This window comes from Exilibacterium tricleocarpae, from assembly GCF_007004655.1.
Classification (GTDB): Bacteria; Pseudomonadota; Gammaproteobacteria; order Pseudomonadales; family Cellvibrionaceae; genus Exilibacterium; species Exilibacterium tricleocarpae.
Window position 1 is genome coordinate 62,890 of record NZ_ML660091.1, and the last position, 22,437, is coordinate 85,326.

Below are 22,437 nucleotides of genomic sequence, written 5' to 3' on the forward strand. Positions count from 1 at the left end.
GGGCCGACAGTGTTGGTAGAGAGAGTTGTTGCCCACTCTTGCGCGGTTGCCGCCTGCACGGACAAGGTGAATGTCGCTAGGAAGTGAAAGCGGTGAAGGGGGAGTACTGGCACCATGGCAGATAAAGCGATTACCGGTGAAGTTGTCAAAACCTATGCAGTCTGGGATCGAAACATCCGCTGGTTCCACTGGATCAATGTGATTTGCGTCCTCTTGCTGGCGATCCTGGGCACACTCATACTCAATACCGAAATACTGGGCGTGAGCGGTGGCGGCAAGATACTCTTGAAGGAGCTGCACACCTACACCGGCTATGTGTTTTTCCTCAACCTGCTCTGGCGTTTTACCTGGGCCTTTGTCGGCGGCCGATATGCCCGCTGGCGGGCGATTTTGCCGGGAGGGCGGGGCTACGGCAAAGCGTTGGCGGACTATATCAAAGGGTTGCGCCGCGGTGAGCCCCCGGCTTACCTGGGGCACAACCCGCTCGGGCGACTAATGGTGGGAATGCTGTTGTTGCTGCTGTTGGTGCAGGGGCTGACCGGCCTGGTGCTGGCCGGAACCGATTTATATAAGCCGCCGTTTGGGTCCTTTATCGCCACCTGGGTAACCGGGGGCGAGGCGGAAAACCTCGCCGGACTGCGGCCGGGCTCCAAGGCGTTTGTCGACCCGCTTGCCTATGAGGAAATGCGCCGCTACAGGAAGCCGGTGGTTACCGTGCATTTATACTGTTTTTACACCCTGATGGTATTGATTGTTTTGCATATCACCGGCGTGGTGACGGCCGAAGTCCGAGAGCGCAGTAACCTGGTATCGGCGTTGTTTTCCGGCCGCAAAACCTTGACAAAACCGCCGCTTGATGGGTGAGACCCAACCCCTTTCGGCGTGAAGGGTGTCGATGCTACTGTGCTGGCGGTCCGGCTGTCTGCACCCCTGAATCTACGTCGTCAAATAGTAGTGCTTTAGATAAAATCATTAGCAAGAAAACCTGCGGCTTAACGGCACCGACTCTGGTGTAAGTGGTTGCGGCCCCGCAACGGGGTCTATCGATCAAATCCTATTCTCTGCATATATTGTTATAAAAAAAATCGCCAAAATGGTAGTTTCTGCTAAGTGGTTTGAAAAATAAGTGACATGAATTTTCAATAAATGGCGCAAATATAATCAATAACATCTTTTCATGGTGTTTCAGTGACCTAGTGCCGGTTGCTATCCTGTTCTGTGTTGCTCGATAATAGTGGGCACTTTCGGAGGGAAGAATGGCTTATCTCAGGCAGACCGATAAGGATATTATCGTTCATTTACGCACCCACCATACTTTCGGTCGGCGCAGTGATGCGGTGGACACCTGTGTCAATCGACCGGATGTATCCAAAATTCATGCCGCCATGGAGTGGAATGGTGAGTGCTGGCAGTTGAGGCATCTGGGTCGCAACGGAACCTGGTTGGATCAAGAAAGCCTTGAAAACGGCCGCAACCATGACGTAAAAACCGGTCAGGTCATTTACTTTGCCGAGCCCGGTTTATCGGGCTGGGTGATCGAAGACCTCTCGGCGCCGCGGGACCAACTGGTGCCGCTCGACCCGTCAGCGCAAGCCATTCCCCTGCAAAACTATCAATTGCTGCCCGCGAGCGAAAACCCCGAAACGGCCTTGTATTTCTGTTCTCGCCGAGCCCAGTGGATACTCGACGCCAATACGAATGAAGGCGAGTTCTATGAAAGCCGGAGTTTGGAACACGGCGATATTATTTGTTTTTCAGGGTCACACTGGCGGCTGTTCCTGGTTGGGACGAGTAAAGAGACCGAGGAGGTCGCGCGGGAAGAAGGGCGCTGTGACTGGAAGTTTTTATTCGACTTGAGTCTGGATGAAGAGAGCACGCATTTGCGCCTGCAAACCGGGCGCGAGCTTGTCGATCTCGGCGAGCGTATCCATCACTACCTCTTGTTGCATCTGGCGCGCTGTCGGGCCGAGGATGCGGCGAGCGATATCGGTGACAAAAGCCAGGGTTGGGTGGACTGTGAGCGACTTTCGAGGGAACTCGGGATAGACGCGGCGCATATTAATATGTTGATCTTTCGCGCGCGCAAGCAATTTGCGGAGCTACACATACCCGATGATGTTACCCCTATTGAGCGAAGGAGGGGATATGTTCGCTTTGGCAGTTCCAGCTTTGTTATTCACCACGGCAGTAAAAAAGCCTGCGAATTACCGTTGCTGGTTTAAAAAGTATCAGTAAGCATCATGTCCTGTGTAGCAAGCTGCGCTCAGCTCAATGAATATGAGATTCTCAAGCCCCTGGGCCAGGGCGGTATGGGTATTGTTTATCTCGCCAGGGATATCCGACTGCAGCGGCACGTCGCGATAAAATTTGTCAGGCATGCCGCGTTAGCGCAAGCACAACGCAAGCGGCTGCTGCGGGAGGGCCGGCTGCTGGCCAGGCTCAGCCACCCCAATATCGTTCAACTTTACAGTTTGATCGACTGCGGCGACCAATTTGCCCTGGTGATGGAATATATCGCCGGGGCCGACCTGCGTATTCATCTAAAAGAACAGAATCCTCCATTGTCGCAGCGGCTTGGCTGGGTGGCCGATATGGCCAGGGGGCTCGATGCTGTGCATCGGGCCGGGATTATCCATAGGGATTTAAAAGTTGAAAATATCCTTGTTGCTCGAGATGGCACGGCAAAACTCACCGATTTTGGGATAGCAAAGCTCAGTGGTCCCTCTGAGACTCAACATAGTCAAGCGGGTGTTATCTGTGGCAGCTACAGCGCCATGTCGCCCGAGCAGATTCGAGGTGACAGCCTCGATAAGCGCAGCGATTTATTCGCCTTGGGAACAGTGGCTTACTCAGTGCTTTGTGGCGTTCATCCTTTCGCGCAGTCGTCTAACCATCTGCTGACCGCGCAGCGGATACTGCATGATAAGCCGCTTGCGCCGGTGCAGGTCAATCCCCAGCTATCCGAGCGGCTATCTGACCTCATTGCTTCGCTGCTGGAGAAAGAGCCCGGCCATCGTCCCGCCAGCGCCGCCGTTGTCGCGCGGCAAATAACGACGGAGTTGCAGGCCGAGTCGTGTGACACCCGCAGTACCCATCGCTTATTGCCTGCCGATATCGAGGTCAGCAAAAAAACATGTCTCGACTTTGCTAAACAGCACAGCAGTTTGTCGAGAGTCGCTGTTGCTTTTTTTGCTCTCGCTGCATTACTGGTTGTATTAAACGGATTTTTACCAACGCCATCGGTTTCGACCTATGTGGCTGTGCTTCCGCCAGGCCTGAACGATGATAGAGAGCCGTCGTCAGGGCAGCTTAAGCTGATCCAGGGTGTGGTATACGATTCACTGGAACAAGAGGCTATTCGCATTCAGGGGTTGGAGTTGATTTCGAGAGAGAAAATTCGCGCCGGCAGTGACACTCCGGCAAAACTCGCCCAAGCACTCGGCGCGGATGTGGTGGTGACTTCGCATGTAGACTGTGCTGAGCGAAAATGCGTGCTAACCGTCAGCCGCTTGCAGGGAGAGCGATGGAGTGTTTTTGATCAAAAGCGAGTTCCGGTGTTAACGGACTCTTATCTCGAAATAGCCAATACGGCTCAACGGCAATTGCGAGGTTTGTTTGCTGACAAACCCAGGGCGGCGCCGGTAGCGGAGTATATTGAGGAGGCAGATTACTTGCATTATTTGTCTCTCTACCAAGCCTTTGAGATCGACGGTGGTGACAAACTGAAAATCTTCGAAGAGCTGCAGGCGCTGTTGGTCAGGGCTCCAAGGTTTCCGCCCCTTTATCGTTTGTATTCACTTTTGGCCTTAGACCTGTATGAAGACAGCTACAACAGCGCTTATTTGGAAAAGTTGAGAAAAGTGCTTTTAACGCAACAGGCACTGCTGCCTGAGAGCGTTGGCGTATACCGGCAGTGGTTCGCACTGAATTTGGCGCAAGGGCGCTACGACCAGGCGCTTGCGTCTATCGACAAAATGCGGGAGCTGGAGGCGGACGACGGCGTGTTATTTGGTTTGACTGCCTATCTATACTATCACCGCGGTCAATATGAAGAGGCGATACCTTTTTATCAAAAAGCACTGGCGATCAGGCAGACGCGAAGCCTTTACTACAACCTCGCTTTAAATTACTGGTCCATGGGGCATGTGGCCGATGCAAAAAACAGTCTGGACAAATTGTTTGTATTGTCCCCGGATGACTACCATGGCCGGCAATTACGTGCGACCCTGGCGCTATCGAGCGGCGACCTCCAGGCGGCTGTATCGGCGTACAGCCAGTTGGCTGAAACGAACCCCTCAAGTATCAATCTCAACAACCTTGGCCTGGCCTATTTGCTGCAAAAGCAATATGGCGCTGCCCGGGAGGCGTTCCTGAAAGCAGTGGCGTTGTCGCCAAACCACTCAAACTGGCTGCTTAACCTGGCTGATACAGAAAAGCTGCTGGCCAATTACGAAAGCGCTAACGCTTATTACAGCCAGGTTATTGCGCTTAGTGCCGACGACAGCCAGTGGGCCCAGGTTCGAAATCGTGCTTTGTCCTACGCCCAAATGGGAGACTTTGTGCGGGCGATAAAAGCTGTGGAACTCTCACAGCGACTGGCGCCGGACAATGCCGAGGTGGCTTACAATGCGGCGCTGGTTTATACCCTGGCCGGAGAACTGTCCTCGGCGCTGGTGCAGGTGGAAAACGCGGTGGGCCGCGGTGTCGGCCCGGTGTGGTTTAGTTTTTCCTGGTTTGATTCGCTGTGTTTGCTGCCGGCTTACGGCGATATATTTCTGCGGCTGGGTTATCGGGATCACTGTCCCAGGAAACCATGAATTGGCTACCCGTTACGCTGAGCAAAGAACGCCGGCGTCAGTGCGGGCACCTGGCAAACCGATGCTTTTCATACCTATCGCCACGATATTTCGCTTACAACAGTACCGCCGGCGGCAGACGATAAAAAGGTTTCCTCTACACCCGTTGTCGAGACTCAACAAGGCAAGAGCCATATCGGGGTGAGGAAACCCTACTGACGAGCGAGGTCTCGCCGGCGCCAGTGTGCTATTTGTCAGACTCAAGCATAGTCTGCGCCTAAGGAAGCCCGGTCAATCCTGGATGACATCTCGCCCCCTTCCAACACCAATAGCCGGATCGCTGGAGGCATAGATTTTTACCCTCCGGGTTTGGGGGTCGATATGTTGAGCGACAAAGCTGAAACTTGCGGAGAGTCGTTCCGGCCCCGGGCTTTGCACAATCGCTGTCATACTTCGTTTATTCGCCGCCATTATGGTTTGTACACCGTACAGGTTTTTGTCGTCGCTGTTGGGGTCGTCGTCGAGCTGAATGCCGCCCAGTGCGAAACTCCAGTCCCGATGCGCACTTTCACTGATATAGACGACCAGGACACAGCGCTCATACTGACACTGATAACTGCTTGATGTGGAACAGAATTGAATGTCCAGACTGTCAATTGACTCACCGTGGTGCTCGCAATCACATTTTTCGCCGTGCTGAGCTTTGCACTTACACCTGATGATATCCAATTGCCATTTTTGATGCTTGCCGTCTTCAGGCAGTTTTGGCGTCAGCTCAAAGTATGCTATGGCACCATTGCCCCTTGGGACACAAATCGTCGAGGCATCGTCGCAGCTTTTCATGGTCTTTCTCCTGGTTTATCAATAGCGCTTGGTGGTGGGGGCGAGGCCAGCCGGACCCTTTGCTTGCACAGTGCTTTCTGATCGTCAGGCTGTGCCAACAGATCCTTGGCGTCATTTTTTATATTGTGTCGCGTAAATTTCTCTGCTTTCTTATCGCTGTCAGAGACTATATTCCCTATCAAACAAACGGTTGTCTGGCTGGCTTCACTATTTTACTGGTGGGCAGGCTCAATGTATGGCCCAGAGTGCTACAAAGGCTGGCCGATATTGGCGTTGTGTTGTATCGAATGTCTCCATACCGGCCCACCTCAGACATCCAGAGGGTATTTTACCCAAAAAGTCCTGAGATAACGCCTCTGGCAGACCAATTCGAATAGCCTATTTTCCAGTCTTCAGGCGCAATGCACCTGAGCCTTGTTACAGGGCTGTCACAATAGCGAGTGTTTGACCGTGACACTTGCCCAAGCTGCGCAGTATCGACATAGGCTGCATTTAAATGTCCCTCTACAGTAGCGGGTTTTGATAAATCCAAATCGGCGTTTGCGGTGCGAGATAGAGGGCGGCGCGGTATTGTTGTAACGAATTGTAAAATAAAAAGAGATTAGCTTGACGATAAAATTCGCAATGATTTATCTTGCAGCAGTCAGGTGATCGATGTAAGTCAATACAAAAAACTCTCAACAGGATCGCTATGGTTGTCAGTAATAAATTTTCGCAAAGAGGTTTCACCGCAGTACTTGACAGCAAACTATGTCGATAAAAAGCTGTTTCGGTAAATAGAAAAAACTAGTTCCTTAGAGTGTAAGCACTTTCATAATTTGGTTTTCGGCTTCAAAGGTCGAGTAGTTACTCTGTTGTCAAAAATTGCCATTTTTCTCAAGCTTAACTTTGTTTAGGTACGCCATAACAACGAGGGAGTTGTACTTATGGGTGGTTCACGCTTGTTACTGTCGATTGCGAACGCAAATCGGATTTTCACCTTTATTCTGGCTCTTGCAGCGATATCAGTGACTTCAGCACAAGTTGCTCAGAGTGACGATGCTGGTGTTAATACCAGTGATTTGTCGGTGAGTTTGCAATCCGTGCCCGCCCCGCCCCAATTTGATCTGCCGTTTATAGCGCCGGGGACGTTTGAAATAACCTGGGGTGCTTCCGCCTCCGCATCGCGCTATGAATTGGAGGGGCGCTTTTACCAGGAACCCTGGCAGCCCCTGTATAGTGGGCCGCAGCAGCGCTTTACGGTCGGCAATCCGACTCCACTGCCCGACGGTTACCATACCTTCAGTGTCAAGGCGTGCAATTACCGGGGGTGTAGTGATCCGGCAACGGCTTCGGTCGCGGTCGTTAACGTGCCCACTACACCGGCTGGACTCACCGCACCCAGTGCCACCGATGGTAAAACCAGCTTCGTGGTGAGTTGGAATCCATCCAACGGCATCGTTCACTACTATGAACTGGCTAAACGCGAGTTGCCCGATGGCGTTTGGACGACCAGGAATATTGAATATGACACGCAACAAGTGCGCTATGGCGCAAACCATCAGAGTGGTGAATATATTTTCAAAGTGCGGGCCTGCCACGATGAGGTTGGATGCAGCCCCTACAGCGGTACCGTCAGTGTATCGATAGCGGAGCCGAGAACCGAGCCGGTGGACCCGCCGGCGCCCCATATTGAACCCATTCCCCTGATTGACCAGGACTCCGAGGCCGTGGGCAAGCTCGAGGGCGAGCTGCAGGTCACTGCCGCCGGGGCCATGGCCTACACGATTCCCATCACCCTGCCACAGGGTGTCGCCGGCGTTAAACCGTCGGTGAGCCTGGCGTACAACAGCCAGGCCGGCAACGGCGTGATGGGTGTCGGCTGGTCGTTGCAGGCCACCTCAATGATTACCCGCTGCCGGCAAACCAGCGCCCAGGACGGCCGCAATCTGCCGCTGACGATGACCGAGAGCGATCGCTTTTGCCTGGATGGCCAGCGGTTGCGCCTGTACGCCGGTGCCTATGGCGCCGACGGTGCTGAGTATCGCACTGAGATAGACAGTTATACCAAGATAGTCTCCTACGGCGATACCGGTAACGGCCCCCAGTACTTCCAAGCCTGGCGCCAGGACGGCACTGTGCAGTGGTATGGCGAAACGCGGGACTCGCGCCTGAATGCCAACAGTAGCGGCTCGCTACTGCCCGCCATTACCAACTGGGCACTTAACCGCAGTGCCGATACCCGAGGCAATACCATCGACTACCAATATACCAACTACAGCGGCCGCGGTGAGTTGCTGTTATCGGGCATCAGTTACGGTGGCAATCCGTCATTGGGGCAGCAGCGGTTGGTAGAGGTTGCCTTTATCTACCAGCATAGCCGCAGCGATACCAGTGTGCGCTACAGCGCCGGTTCCAAATATGCAATGAGTCATCTGCTGGAGCGAATCGACATTATCGACCACCAGTTTAACCAACTGCTGCGGGCCTACCATTTGACCTACGCAAACGACAACAGCCTGAGCAGTTCCCGGCACCGGTTAACTCAGGTGGAGGTGTGTGTCGACGAGTATAGAACCAATTGCCTGGCGCCCACGGTTTTCCAATGGGCATTGAGCGATGCGCCGGAATACGGGAGCGGCCAGCAAGTGGGTTTTCACTGGGATGAAGTGCAGGCCTGTGACTTCAACCTCGATGGCAGGGATGATCTGGTTACCATCAAGTGGCCGGGTCGGTTTGCGGTCTATCTCTCGACCGGCAATGGTTTCCAAGAGTTGCAGCTTGGCGCCGGCACGACCTCTTTAAGCCATTTCGACAGTGACGATATCCGCCTGGCCAACGACAGCCTGCGCATCGCCGATTTCGATGGCGACGGCCGGTGTGATATCGCCTTTATGTACAACGACACAAGCAGCGGACCCCTATACTTCCATCACAAGTGGCGCTATTTCTACAGTAGTTGGGATGCGGAAAGCCAGTCTCTGGAGATAGCCGGGAATCTCAGCTTTACCATTGATTCATCCGGCGATCCGAACAGGGCCTACGACATTCTTGAAAACACCACTCTGGTTGACGTCACCGGTGACGGGCGCTCGGATATTCTCTACGGTCACGATGACAGCACCGGTGTATTTCGCATCGGTCAATTGGTCCACCCTGTTGTGCGGTACGAATATGTACCTGTCTCCAACGCCCGCTCCAGCGTGCAGGCCGACCATATTACCGGTGTCAGTGACTACAACGGCGACGGTATCGCCGATTGGCTGGGATTGGTCACCCGGCGCTACGACAACACCCGGGAGAGAAAATACTGGGCGGTCTTTGACTCCAGCGGCGGTAATAACGATGTCGTGCTGAGAGAGCGCAAGGGTCGTCTTAGTGCTATTCGACCGGTGCCGGAAGAGGTGATACCGGCCACGGTGGAGCGAGAGGACATTTTTCCGGTTGACCTAAACAGTGATGGTCTGAGCGATTTGGTTTACAGGCATGAGGGGCAATGGCTGCTGCGCATCAATACCGGCAAGCTTTTCCTGGAGCCGGTCCCGATTGACGGTATTGGGAGTGACTACGCGAAAGTACAGTTTATCGATTACAACGGCGATGGTTTTACCGATATTGCCTTCGGTGGTGAGGGAATCAACAACACCCGGATTCATGTAAAATTATGGGATGGACGCGGCTATTTCAGCGACGAGGTTTACGATACCGGCCTGAGTGCGCTGCACCTGTCCTCCCATGACACCCAGCGGCGCGGCTTTTTTATCAATGCCAAGGGCAACGGCCGACCCGGTGCGATTGCCATCGGCCCCCAGCCGAGAACCGGTAACAGGTTGCTGGTCTACCGCCCGGAGCTGTCACCTGTGCCTTTGGTCCACGAACTGATCACTCGTGTTGATACCGGTCTCGATAACTACTACGCGGTAGATTATCAGCCGCTCAGCAACGGCGCGGTTTACTCGCCGGTAGTCAGCAGCCAGGCCGACTCCCACCTGTGTGATAGGCAGGAGCGGTTTCGGGTTCGCGACCAGGTGACGGGAGCCCTGACGGTGGTGGCCGCTGTCAGCAGTCCGGGCGCCTCTGACAGCAGCGAACCGGCGCGTGTTTCCTATCACTATCGTAATTTAAAAGTTAACACCCGGGGCCGGGGCGTATTGGGTTATCGGGAACGGCTCAGTCTGGATCACCAATCCAATATCCTCTCGTATACCCAGTACGGCCAACACTTCCCCTACACCGGGCTGGCTGAGCGCACGGAACTTTACCGACTGTCGACGGCGCCTGCGGTTATGCCGGTCGAGGTGCCGGTTACGGCCAGGCTGCTCAACCGGGGGGAGACGCAGTGGCAATACCCCTATGTCAATGCCTGTCAGACGCCGCCTATCGTGCAGATGCGCATAAGCCGCAGCCGTGAATCGCTTTTCGAGCCTTACACGGAACAACTGTTATCCACCACCAGCAATGTGTACAGTTACAACCGCTATGGTGAACGGCCCAGCCTGCACCGGCAGATCATCGAAGATCATGTCAATACTACGACAGCGGAGAAACGGGCTGAGCACACCTACTACGCCGACGATCTGGAGCGCTGGCGGCTCGGGCAGTTGCAACGCTCCGAAGTGAGCCACTCGCGAACCGGACAGCCGGCTCAAACCCGGGTTTCCGAATTTTTTTACGACAGCGACAGCGGCTCGCTTACCAAAGAAGTCATTGAACCTGAGGGCAAGGTCGAGGAGCAGTTGAGCAAAGCTTACCAGTACGATGTCTACGGCAATGTGATCGCAACGACAGTTTGCTCCACAGAAGTAACCGACTGTGGTCAAGACTTGACACAGGATTACAATAACCCCCTGTTTATCAATCGCAGTGATCAAGTAACTTACGATAACTATGGCCGTTATAGAGCGGCAACTATTGATGCCAAGGGCCACATCACCAGTGAGATCGTGATGCGCGGCCCGTTTGGGATACTGAGCGAGCGATCCGCCAATGGCGTGGTGACGGACAATGCCTACGATCGCTTTGGCCGACTGTACTTCACCGCCACGACACTGGGCACCCACCAGCACCTGCTGCAACGCTACTGTGAAGCCTGGCGGCAGGAATGTCCGGCCGCTGCCAGCAATTACATTGAAACGCGCGGTGGTGGCACGGCCACTACGCGGACGTTTTACGATGCGCTGCGGCGCACGGTGCGAGAGTCGACCCAAAGCTTCGACGGCCGCTGGTCTCACGTGGACTATACTTACGACAATCGCTCACAGCCGACAGTGATTACCGAACCTTATTTTGATGGTGACCTGGTATTTGAATCGATATCCCGTTACGACTTTATGGGTCGCAACACTGAGCTGACGATGCCGGACGGTACCCGTACCACCATGGCTTATGACGGCTTTACTGTCACCACCACCAATGCGAAAAACCAGACTACGGTCAAGCGCAGCAATGCGCTGGGTGAGCTGATATCCGTTGCCGATGCCCTGGGCAGTCCTGCGCAGACGGACATTCTTTATGAATACGATGTCTTCGGTAACCTGACGGCGACGATGGTGGGTGCGCAGCGCACTGTCACCAGTATTGCCTACGATCGGCTGAGCCGCAAAATTCGTACCGCCGACGCCGACAAGGGCACCTGGCAGTATCGATACAATGCTCTGGGTGAACTGATCGAACAAACCGATGCCAAGGGGCAGGTCCAGCGCAACTACTACGATGAATTGGGGCGCTTGGTCCGCCAGGTCGGTCTCAGGGCGAACGGCGGCACTGACTATGACCGGCGTTGGACGTTCGACACCGCCGCCAACGGTATCGACAAGATTCATCGGGAGGAGGAGCTGATCGGTGCCTTCAGCCGCGAGTGGAGCTACGACGGACAGAGTCGGATCTCGACCCGCAAAACCCGTATCGCCAATCGCTCTGTTTACACCCAGCGCACCACCTACGACGAGTTTAGCCGGGTATTTCAACAGTATGATATCGCCGGCCCGGTGTCGGTGCTGCGCAATCGCTACAATACCTACGGCTATCTCAGCGCCATCACCCACGAACTGACCGGTGATGCGTATTACCAGACATTGGCGGTCGATGCGCGCGGACAGGTCACCTCGAGCTTGCACGGTAACGGTGTCCGAACCGAGCGCCGCTACGATCCGGCGATGGGACGTCTTACCGATATCATCAGTACCGGTGCCCTGGGCGTCAGCAGACTGCAGGACCTGCACTTTGACTATGATGTGCTCGGTAATGTCACCCTGCGACGCGACAGCAGTGGCAGCCGGCCGCTGGAGGAGAACTTTTCCTACGACGTGCTCAATCGGCTCACCACGCTGAGATCCGAGCGCGGGGTAGAAAGCTATGTCTACGACGACCTGGGCAACTTGCTTAACAAGTCCGATGTCGGCAGCTACCGCTACGGTGACGACTGTGCCGTCGCCGCCGGCCCCCACGCGGTGTGTGAAGTCGACAACGGCACCCAGGTACGCAAGCTGAGTTACGACGCCAACGGTAATCTGACCGGGGAACATATCGGCCCGCGCACGCAGCGGCTCTTTGACTACAACACTTTCGATAAACTTCACACGGTCAGTAAACCGGGGGCCCGCACTGATTTCCGCTACGACACCAAAGGCGAGCGCTACTCGCGCCGCGATGAGCGCAATAGTGTCGGCGCCGTGCTGACTTATTATATCGGCAACGTTGAAACTACCACGCAGACCTATTCCCCGGTGATTGTACATCGCCGCTATATCGGCGACACGGCAATAGAAGTTATCGAGCAGAATAAAGATACCGGTGAAATCATTTCCACCAAAACCGAGTATCTGCTGAAAGATCACCTCGGCTCACTCGACAAGATTATCGATAACAACGGCCGGGTGGTGCATTCACTGAGTTTCGATGCGTTTGGGCAAAGGCGCGACGCTGCAGACTGGACGGCTTTTACACCCCTCGAATTAAACGCGTTCAGTGCCTTTATGCGCGATTTTACCCCGCGGGGCTTTAGTGGCCACGAACATGTAGACGGTTACAATGTCGTCCATATGAACGGGCGGATTTACGATCCGCAGTTAGGGCGCTTCCTGCAGGCCGACCCCTATATCGGCGCTACCGATGATCCGCAAAACTTCAACCGCTACAGCTACGTGCTGAACAACCCACTGAGTTACACTGACCCCAGTGGCTATTTCGCGAAGAAATTCGGCGCCTGGTTGCGCAAAAACCCCACTGCCGCCTCGCTGATTCAAATGACTCTGACTATCGCCACGGGGTTGATATTTCCTGACGGCGGGGCGACGGCGGCGGCGATTATGGGTGCTATCTCCGGCGCTATCGAGGGGGCTGCAGCTTACGGCAACTGGAGCGGTGTGTTTATGTCGGCGGTGGTCGGCGGCGCCTCGGGTCTGGCGACCAACAGAATCGGCGGACTGAAAAATATGTCCGGCGATTCCCGCGCCCTGGTGCACGGCGCCAAGGGTGGTGTCATGGCCCTGTTCAAAGGCCAGAGCATCGGCGAGGCCGGGCGCACGGCGGGTATGAGTTTCTTTTCCAGCCTCGGAGGGCTGGAAATGCGCTCCTCGATGCACTGGAGTGAGCGCGCGGCCCACATTGCGGTGGCTGCTGTGCAGGGCGGTATGACCGCTGCGGCATTTCGGGGAAATTTCGCCGAGGGGATGAAAATGGCGGCTTTTGTCCACACGTTCAATCATCTGGCGCACCTACAGCAGACACAGCCTTCACCGTATAGCGATATCGTGAGCGGCAACATGCGGTTTGCCTACGACAGCAAGGTGGTGATATTCCGTAAACAAAACGGTGAGTTTTTACCGATTACAGAAGACGAGTACCTGACGGTGGTCGCCAGCCTGGAGTTGGTGTTTAACAAAGGCGGTATCCGTGGTGCCGAGTATAAGCGCTATATTTTGGGTGCCGAGCAAATGGGGTTGGCGATCAATCTGAATGATGGCTGCGATAGTGGTTGTTACGCTAAAACGGTCACGCGTTATATGGACCTTGATATAAATCCGGGGCACGCGCCGGTTTTCGTTGACTACGGCACCAATCCGGCGTCCGTCAAAACGATGTCGCCGGTGCGTATCATCGCCCATGAGATCGGTCACCTGAGATGGCCAAACCTGAGCGAGCAACGCATTACGGAAATTACCGATACGGTGATGGCGGGAATAACTGGCACTGTGCGCAGGGACTACGGCAACGGCCACTTGCGCAACCCCTGAGACCCCAGTGACCCATCCCCGCGGGAGATACACCTGCGGGGATCGGCCGTCCACACTCTTTGAATACGTATGCAGAAGATTGCCACTGATACCGCCGATCCAATAGGCTAACCCCTATTGCCGGTCGGCCGACCGGACGCTGATAAGAATAAAGCCGGTGAGGATGAGTGATGATGGTAGCAGAGAGTGTAGGGCGCCTGGTAACCCGCGTGCTGGGGCTGTGTATTTTGACCGTGGGCCTGACCGCCTGTGACGATCGCACCGCCGATATCAAAGACGATGTCGTCTATTTCGTGCTGCCGGATCGCTTTGCCAACGGCAGCACCGCCAACGATACCGGCAACCTGTCGGGTACCCGCGATGATCACGGCCTGGATGCCACGGACAAGGCCTATTACCACGGCGGCGACCTGCTGGGCCTGAAGCGCAAGCTGCCCTACCTGAAAGAGATGGGTGTGACCGCTATCTGGATGACGCCGATCTTCGAGAACCTGCCCACCTCCGGCGAATCCGCCGCCTACCACGGCTACTGGGCTGTCGACTACACCCGCGTCGACCCCCATCTGGGCACTGAGGCGGAGCTGCGACGACTGATACAACGGGCCCATAAACTGGGCATCAAAGTCTTCTTCGATATTGTTATCAATCATACGGCCGACGTTATTCAGTACGAACAGTGCCAGGGCGGTGCCGACTGTCCCTATCGCCCCACATCCGAGCAACCCTATACGCCGTTTGTGCCGGCGGGACTCGAACAGATCAAGCAGCCGGAATGGCTGAACGACACAGCCTTGTACAACAATCGTGGCAACAGCACTTTTAGCGGCGAGTCGTCGCTGTTGGGCGACTTCTTCGGGCTTGACGATCTCAACACGCAAGACCCCGTGGTGGTGGCGGGGATGATCGATATTTTCAAGTACTGGATCAGCGAATACGCTATTGACGGTTTTCGCCTGGATACCGTCAAGCATGTCGACGTGGCTTTCTGGCAGCAGTGGACCCCGGCCATTCTCGAGCACGCCGCCGCCGAAGGTATCGATAATTTCCATATCTTCGGTGAAATCTTCGACGGTGATCCGCGCGGGGTCAGTCGTTTTACCACCGAGGCCAAGTTGCCCTCGGCACTGGATTTCGGCCTGTATTTCGCCCTGAAGGATGTGTTCGCCGACAATGTTGCGCCGGCGCGCCTGGCGGCCATGTTCGACAACGACGACTGGTACAGCGACGCCGACAGCGATGCCTCGACCCTGATGACATTTGCCAGCAACCACGATATCGGCCGCCTCGGTCGCGCGATCAAAGATGCCAACCCCGATGCGGCGGATGAAGAGTATCTCAAACGCCTGCAACTGGCCTATGGACTGATGTACTTCGGTCGCGGCGTGCCGGTGATTTACTACGGTGACGAGCAGGGGTTTGTCGGCGACGGCGGCGACAAGGACGCCCGCGAGGATATGATGCCGAGCCTGGTGGCGAGCTACAACGACAACAACCTGATCGGCACGGACAGCACCACCGCCGATGCCAACTTTGATCGCCGCCATCCGATGTATCGGATGTTCAAGCGCTACAAAAAAGTGCTGGACCGGCATCGGACCTTGCGCCGCGGCGACCAGTACCTGCGCCATGCCGACACAGAACCGGGCATCCTGGCGCTGTCTCGCGTTGATCGCGACAACCCGCGGGAATACCTGGTGGTAATGAATACCGCCACTGAGGCGCGCAGCGTTACCTTGGGCGCAACCAGCGACAGTTACAGACAAGTCTTTCCCCGCGGCGGCAGGCTGCGTGCCGATGCGGACGACACGATAACCCTGGAGGTGCCGCCCCTGTCGCTGGCTATTTATAAAGCCCGGCAGTCACTTGCTGCGGCGTCCCCGGACGCTATCTCCCTCGGCCTGGTGGATGGCGGCAAGGTGCGCGGCCGCTTCGAAGTCCCGGCTGATGTCAGCTGGCCTGAGGCGAATCCGCTGCCGTTGACGGCGGTGGATTTCGAAGTCAGTGTCGACGGCGGTGACTTCGTCGCGGCGGGGCGCGATCCGGCCGCGGACTACCGTATTTTCTTTAACGCCGACGCCTATGCAGACGGCACGCAATTAACGTTTCGCGCCAGCACCACCGATCTGGCTGGCAACACCTTAAGCGCCGACCCGGTTACTGTCGAAGTGGGCGCCGTGGCCGGGATGACTGTGTATTTTCAAAAGCCCGCGGACTGGGGCGATAATATCAATATCTACTACTGGAATGCCGATCCGGCCCCGCCGGTCGAATGGCCCGGTATTGCCATCGAATCACTGGGCGCCGACTGGTACAGCTACCAGTTCCCGGACGGCGTGCGCCAGGCCAATATCATTTTCAACGATGGCCAGAATCAAACCGCGGATTTGTTTCGCGACCGCGACGGCTGCTTTGTCGACGGTGCCTGGACCGACACCTGCAACCTGCCGCAACCGGGCCTGGAGTTCTTCTTCAAAAAGCCCGCAAGCTGGGGCGACAATATCAATATCTACTACTGGAACGCCGATCCGGCCCCGGCGGTGGATTGGCCCGGTATCAGGATGGAGGCGCTGCCCGGTGGCTGGTACCGTTTCCGTATGCCGGCCGCTGTGGACAGCGCCAATATTATCTTCAACGACGGTGAGGGCAACCAAACTCCCGACCTGTTCCGCGATGCCGGTGGCTGCTACGGTGACAACGGCGACAACTGGACCGATACCTGCGAGCTTCCCACTGCGGTAACCATCAGCGGTGCCCGTGCCCACTGGGTCGACAGTGGCACCCTGGCCTGGCAGACCGCCAGTGCGCAGGCGGCGACGTTTAAACTCTATGCCTCGGCTACAGCCGCAATCGCTATCGATGGCGATACCCTCAGCGGCGCCGATCAAATCCTCGACCTGACGCCGGGCGCTTTGCTCAGTGATGCGGTAACGGCCAAGTTTCGCCATCTGGCCGACTGGCCCGCCTATGCCCTGAGTGCCGATACGGCAACGGTGGCAACCGCGTTGCGCGCACAGCTTGTGGCAGCGGCGTTCGACAGTGAAAGCCGGTTGCTGGAAGCCACAAAAGTGCAGATTCCCGGCGTTGTCGATGAGCTTTATACCTATGCGGGGCAACTCGGTCCGGTGCTTGCCAATGGTGGCCTTACCCTGAGCCTGTGGGCACCCACCGCACAGTCGGTCATGCTGAAGCGCTACGACGCGGCATTTAACCTGATTGCCACGTCACCACCCAGTGACGTGAGTAACGGTCGCTATAGTTTTAGCGGCAACCTCGGCTGGCTGGACCAGTACTACCGCTATGAAATCACGGTTTACCATCCGGCCAGCGGTCGCATCGAAATCTTCGAGGTCACCGATCCCTATTCCGTGGGCCTGAGTCAGGACAGCCGCTTTAGCCAGATCGTCGATCTCGCCGGCGACGCCACACTCAAGCCGGCCGGTTGGGACGCGCTGGTAAAATCGCTGCCCGCCCACAAAGACATTACGTTGTATGAAGGCCATGTGCGGGACTTCAGTGCCCACGATCAGGTGGTGGCGCCGGAGCATCGCGGCAAGTACCTGGCCTTTGTCTACAACGGGCTCAACGGCATGCCCCGCTCTGACGGCATGGCGCATCTGCAGGCGTTGCAACAGGCGGGCCTGACGCATTTCCATGTGCTGCCGGTCAACGACCTGGGTTCGATTCGGGAAAACCCGGCCGACCGTGTTGAACTGGACGATCCCTACAGTCGACTGTGCGAAAAAACCAATGTGATCGCCATCGAAGAGGGCTGTGCACAATACGGCGATACGCCGATTCGGCAGGTATACGAGCAACTGCGCGCCGCCGATCCGCTCAATACGGATATCCAGGCCATCAACTACGATGACCGCACCCTGGGCTTTCCCGCGGTGGACAGTTTTAACTGGGGCTATGACCCGTTCCACTTTCTCGCGCCTGAAGGCAGCTACGCTTCCGATGCCAATGGCAAGGTGCGTATTCGCGAGTTCCGCCAGATGGTGAAAGCGCTGCACGAGATCGGCTTGAACGTGGTGGTGGATGTGGTTTTCAACCATACCTTCGCCTCCGGCCTGGGGGAAAAGTCGGTGCTCGATAAAGTGGTTCCCGGCTATTACCACCGCCTCAATCCGTTGACCGGCACTGTGGAAAACTCCACCTGCTGCGACAACACCGCCGCCGAACACGCGATGATGGAAAAGCTGATGATCGACGCGGTCAAGCTGTGGGCGCAGCACTATAAAGTGGACGCCTTCCGCTTTGACCTGATGGGCCACCATCCGAAGACATCGCTGCAAAATATCCAGGCGGCGCTGGCGGGCCTGACCCCGGCCGAACACGGCGTACAGGGCGATCGCATCTACCTCTACGGCGAGGGCTGGGATTTCGGCGAAGTCTCCGGCAACCAACGCTTCGAGCAGGCCACCCAATTCAATATGGCGGGCACCGGGGTCGGCACCTTTAACGACCGGCTGCGCGATGCCGTGCGCGGCGGCAACTTTACCGATCGCGGCCGCGCCCAGGGATTTGCCAACGGCAACGCCACTTATCCCAACGGGGTGGCGGACGGCGCCGGCAGCGTCGGCGACCAGGGCGACCGCATCCGCATTGGCCTGGCCGGTAACCTGCAGACCTATACGTTTGAGGACAACGGCGGCGGCATCAGCAACGGGCTCGGCTATTCCGGCGTGGGTTACAACCTCGACCCACAGGAAAATATCCTCTATGTCGACAAGCACGATAACGAAACCCTGTGGGACAACACCCAGGCAAAATTGCCGGATGCGCTGGATATGGATGCGCGGGTGCGGGTGCACGCGCTGAGCCAGGCGTTTGTCAATCTGGCCCAGGGTGTGCCTTTTCACCAGATGGGCTCGGATTTGCTGCGCTCCAAGTCCATGGACCGCGACAGCTTCGATTCCGGCGACTGGTTCAACAAGGTCGATTTCAGTAAACAGGACAACAACTGGGCGGTGGGCCTGCCGTCCCAGGACAAGAACGGCGAGCGCTGGCCGGTGATGCGGCAGATTATGGGCAATGCCAATATCGATCCGCAGCCGCAGCATATTGAGCTGGCCGCGACCCTGTTCCGGGAGCAACTGGCGCTGCGTTATTCCACACCCTTGTTCCGGTTGGATGCAGCGGCTGATGTCGAGCAGCGTCTGGGCTTTTGGAATACCGGCGCGGACCAGGTACCGGGTGTTGTTGTGATGAGTGTCAGCGACGGTCAGTGTGCCGGCGCCGATCTCGATGCCAACCTGGACGGCCTGGTCGTCGTGTTTAACACCGACGATGAGACTGTTTCCATGACGGTGGACGCCCTGGCGGGCACTGCCATGGGCCTGCACGCTATTCAGCAGGCCGGTGTTGACGACGTCGTGAAGGGGGCGGGTTTCGATACGGGCACGGGCACCTTCAGCGTACCGGCGCGAACCGCGGCGGTATTTGTTGCAGACCAGGCGGGCGGGCAGGGTGAATTCCCCTGCAACGACAAGAACGGCCTGATCGTGGAGCCGGGCTTTACGGTTTACTTCCAAAAACCGGCGGCCTGGGCCGAGGTCAGTGTCTACTACTGGAACACCACACCGGCCACCCCCGATGTCGCCTGGCCCGGCATTGCCATGGAGGCAATCGGCAACGACTGGTATACGTTTACTTTCCCCGACGGGGTGACGGCGGCCAACCTTATATTCAACAATAACGGCGCCGGTGAGCAGACGGCAGACTTATTCCGCGAAGGCGACGGTTGTTTCGATTACAACACCGCCATCTGGTCGGACACCTGCGACCTGCCGGGACTTCAGTTCTGGTTTCGCAAGCCGGCCAATTGGAGTGATGATGTGCAGTTTTACTTTTGGGGCGCGTCAGTACCGGGGCCGGCCTGGCCCGGCCTGCCGATGGAGAACCGGGGCGATGGCTGGTTCTTTTTCCAGATGCCCGACGGCGTGCGGCAGACCAATTTGATTTTCAATGATGCGGCTTCCGGTACCGGGGAGCAGACCAGCGATTTGAGTCGGTCTGCCAGTGGGTGTTATTCGTTTGATCGTGGGTGGGAGGATTCTTGTGCTCATCCTTAAATGCTGTTTTAGTTATTAGTGGAGAGCGTGCTGTCCGACCCGGTCCGGCTGGCGGTAGCGTCTCTGGAAACACGCCGTAAACCCATCCCTGGGGGCTTGCCTGCCGCATCCCTGCGGCAGACAGTTTCCAGAGACGCTACCGCCAGCCGGACCTACCACTGCAGTCTAAAAAAAATTTGTATAGAACCACAGTGGCAGGTTCTTGGCAGAGGGCGCGGGCCCTTATCCGAGACTGTCTGCCGCATGGATGCGGCAGGCAAGCCCCCAGGGATGGGTTTACGGCGGGTCTCGGATAAGGGCCCGCGCCCTCTGCCAAGAACCGGATCATTTGGCACGACCCTATTAAAAAATATCCTATCGTCGTTTCTTCACGCCGGTGTAGACTGGCTCGGTAGTCGGCACTGACTTTACAGGGGGTTCAGATTGAAACTAACCAATACATTTGCGGTTATCCTAATCGCTTTGACCACCATTGCCTGTTCACCCCAAGATGGAGATCGGCAGTCCCCACCGGTAGAAAAGGAAGCCAGCGAGAAAAGCACAGCCGGCGATATTTACCGAGACTACCTCAACCGCGACGTCCGCGACGATATCTTCTATTTCGTGATGCCCGACCGCTTTAACAACGGCAATCCCGACAATGACAACGGCTCGAAAGAACATGCCATTTCCCGCGGCGGTCTCGATGTCACTTCCAAGTGGGCGTTCCACGGTGGTGATATGCAGGGCCTGGAGCAAAAACTGGATTACCTGAAGGAGATGGGCATTACCGCTATCTGGATGACTCCCATCCTGCGCAACAAAGCGGTACAGGACGGCGGCTTTGCCCATCACGGTTACTGGATTGTGGACTTCACCGAGATCGATTCCCACTTCGGCACCAATGCCGATCTGAAAAGCCTGATCGAGGCCGCCCACGCCAAGGGTATGAAAATATTTTTCGATATTATCACCAACCACACCGCCGACGTTATCAAGTACCGCGAATGCCATGAAGCGGACGGGCGCATGAAGGCGGGGCTGAGCCGCTGTGAATACAAAAGCCTGGCCCAGGTTGCCGCCGGTGATACCTATACCCCGTTTGTGCCGGAGGCGGAACAGCACGTTAAATTTCCGGCCTGGCTGAATGATCCGCAGTATTATCACAATCAGGGCGATACGACGTTTACCGGGGAGAACTCCCTGTACGGCGATTTCGTCGGCCTCGACGACCTCAACACTGAGGACCCGCGAGTACTGGCGGGCATGATCGATATTTATAAAAACATTATCCGGGAATTTAAACCCGACGGCTTTCGTATCGACACGGTCCGCCACGTGCAAATGCCGTTCTGGCAGGCGTTCGGCCCGGCGATTATGGATTACGCCCGGGAGCAGGGGATACCCAACTTCCATATTTTCGGCGAGGTTTACGATCCGGACCCGGCGGTGCTCAGTCGCTTTACCACCGAAGGTAAACTGCCCGCGGTATTGGATTTCGGCTTCCAGCATGCCGCTGCTGAGGTATTTTATCGCGGCAAGGATGTGGAGGTTCTCAAAACGCTGTTTGACAACGACGACTACTACAACGATGCCGACAGCCAGGCGGACCTGCTGCTCAACTTTCTCGGCAACCACGATATGGGCAGGCCCGGCTACTTTATCAATCGGGATATGGCGGCGATAGACCCGGCGGAGAAGTTGCAGCGCAGTATTCTGTCCCACGCCTTTATGTACCTCTCCCGCGGTATTCCCGTGGTTTACTATGGCGACGAACAGGGCTTTACCGGCGATGGCAATGATGTGGATGCGCGCGAGAATATGTTTCCCTCCCGGGTTGCCAGCTACAATGACAATACGCTGCTGGGCACCGAAAAGACTACGGCCGATGATAATTTTGACCCGTCCCATCCACTTTATACGGCATTGGCGGAGTTTGCCGAGTTGCGCAAGAATCACCGCGCGCTGCGCCGCGGTATCCATATCCACCGCCATCTCGACCCGGCGCAGGGCACCCTTGCGTTCGCGCGGGTTGATCCCGAGGAGCAACTGGAGTATCTCGTGGTCTTCAACACGGCGACCACCCCTGTAACCGTGGAACTACCCGCTGCGGCCCGGCACTACACGGCGCTGATGGGCGAACAGGATATGACGGTAACCGACGGGCAGGCGCGCACTGAGTTGCCACCGCTGAGTTTTGCCGTGTACAAAGCCGGCGCCCCGCTGCGCGCCAGCACCGATGTCAGTGTGCAGTTGGCCGGTGTGACGGCGCAAGACTCGCGGCTGCAGGTGCGCTACACATTGGGCGGCGAACGGGACAATCCGCTGCCGCTGTATGAGGTGATGACAGAGTACAGAAACGCGGACGGTAGCTACACCTTAATTGCCAAAGACTACACCGCGTCGTTTTCCGCCTACCTACCCGCGCAGAAAGTCACGCCCGGCGCCGAAATCCGCGTGACAGTGAGCAATCTGGCGGGCAGTCGTGGTGTAGAAGTGTTTACCCTGCCGGCTGTGGCTGCACCGCAATAG

At 56.5% G+C, this 22,437-nt stretch carries 7 protein-coding genes; 6 read left to right on the forward strand and 1 reads right to left on the reverse strand.

What is annotated here, in order from left to right; translation table 11 throughout:
- Positions 1–114: 114 nt before the first annotated feature.
- The 3 genes from FKG94_RS08620 (at position 115) to FKG94_RS08630 (ending at position 4,817) form a co-directional block, all read left to right on the forward strand.
- Positions 115–864, forward strand: coding sequence for a cytochrome b/b6 domain-containing protein (locus FKG94_RS08620; RefSeq protein ID WP_142903823.1), 750 nt, complete (start codon positions 115–117; stop codon positions 862–864).
- Between the two features lie 392 nt (positions 865–1,256).
- Complete coding sequence (locus tag FKG94_RS08625) at positions 1,257–2,222, forward strand: FHA domain-containing protein (protein ID WP_142903824.1); 966 nt, start codon at positions 1,257–1,259, stop codon at positions 2,220–2,222.
- A gap of 18 nt (positions 2,223–2,240) precedes the next feature.
- Positions 2,241–4,817, forward strand: coding sequence for a serine/threonine-protein kinase (locus FKG94_RS08630; protein WP_142903825.1), 2,577 nt, complete (start codon positions 2,241–2,243; stop codon positions 4,815–4,817).
- Between the two features lie 270 nt (positions 4,818–5,087).
- Here FKG94_RS08630 and FKG94_RS08635 read toward each other — a convergent pair whose 3' ends face one another.
- Positions 5,088–5,639: a hypothetical protein gene (locus tag FKG94_RS08635; RefSeq protein WP_142903826.1), complete on the reverse strand. Its 552-nt coding sequence runs from the start codon at positions 5,637–5,639 to the stop codon at positions 5,088–5,090.
- Between the two features lie 1,067 nt (positions 5,640–6,706).
- Between FKG94_RS08635 and FKG94_RS08640 the strand changes: the two genes are divergently transcribed.
- The 3 genes from FKG94_RS08640 (at position 6,707) to FKG94_RS08650 (ending at position 22,437) form a co-directional block, all read left to right on the forward strand.
- Positions 6,707–13,852, forward strand: a complete 7,146-nt coding sequence (locus FKG94_RS08640; protein WP_179957558.1) for a SpvB/TcaC N-terminal domain-containing protein — start codon at positions 6,707–6,709, stop codon at positions 13,850–13,852.
- 170 nt (positions 13,853–14,022) lie between these two features.
- A complete protein-coding gene (gene pulA, locus FKG94_RS08645; protein ID WP_246125067.1) occupies positions 14,023–19,926 on the forward strand; it encodes a pullulanase-type alpha-1,6-glucosidase in 5,904 nt (1,967 codons plus the stop codon).
- Between the two features lie 423 nt (positions 19,927–20,349).
- Entirely contained in the window at positions 20,350–22,437 is a 2,088-nt protein-coding gene (locus FKG94_RS08650) for an alpha-amylase family glycosyl hydrolase (RefSeq protein WP_218943482.1), read from the forward strand.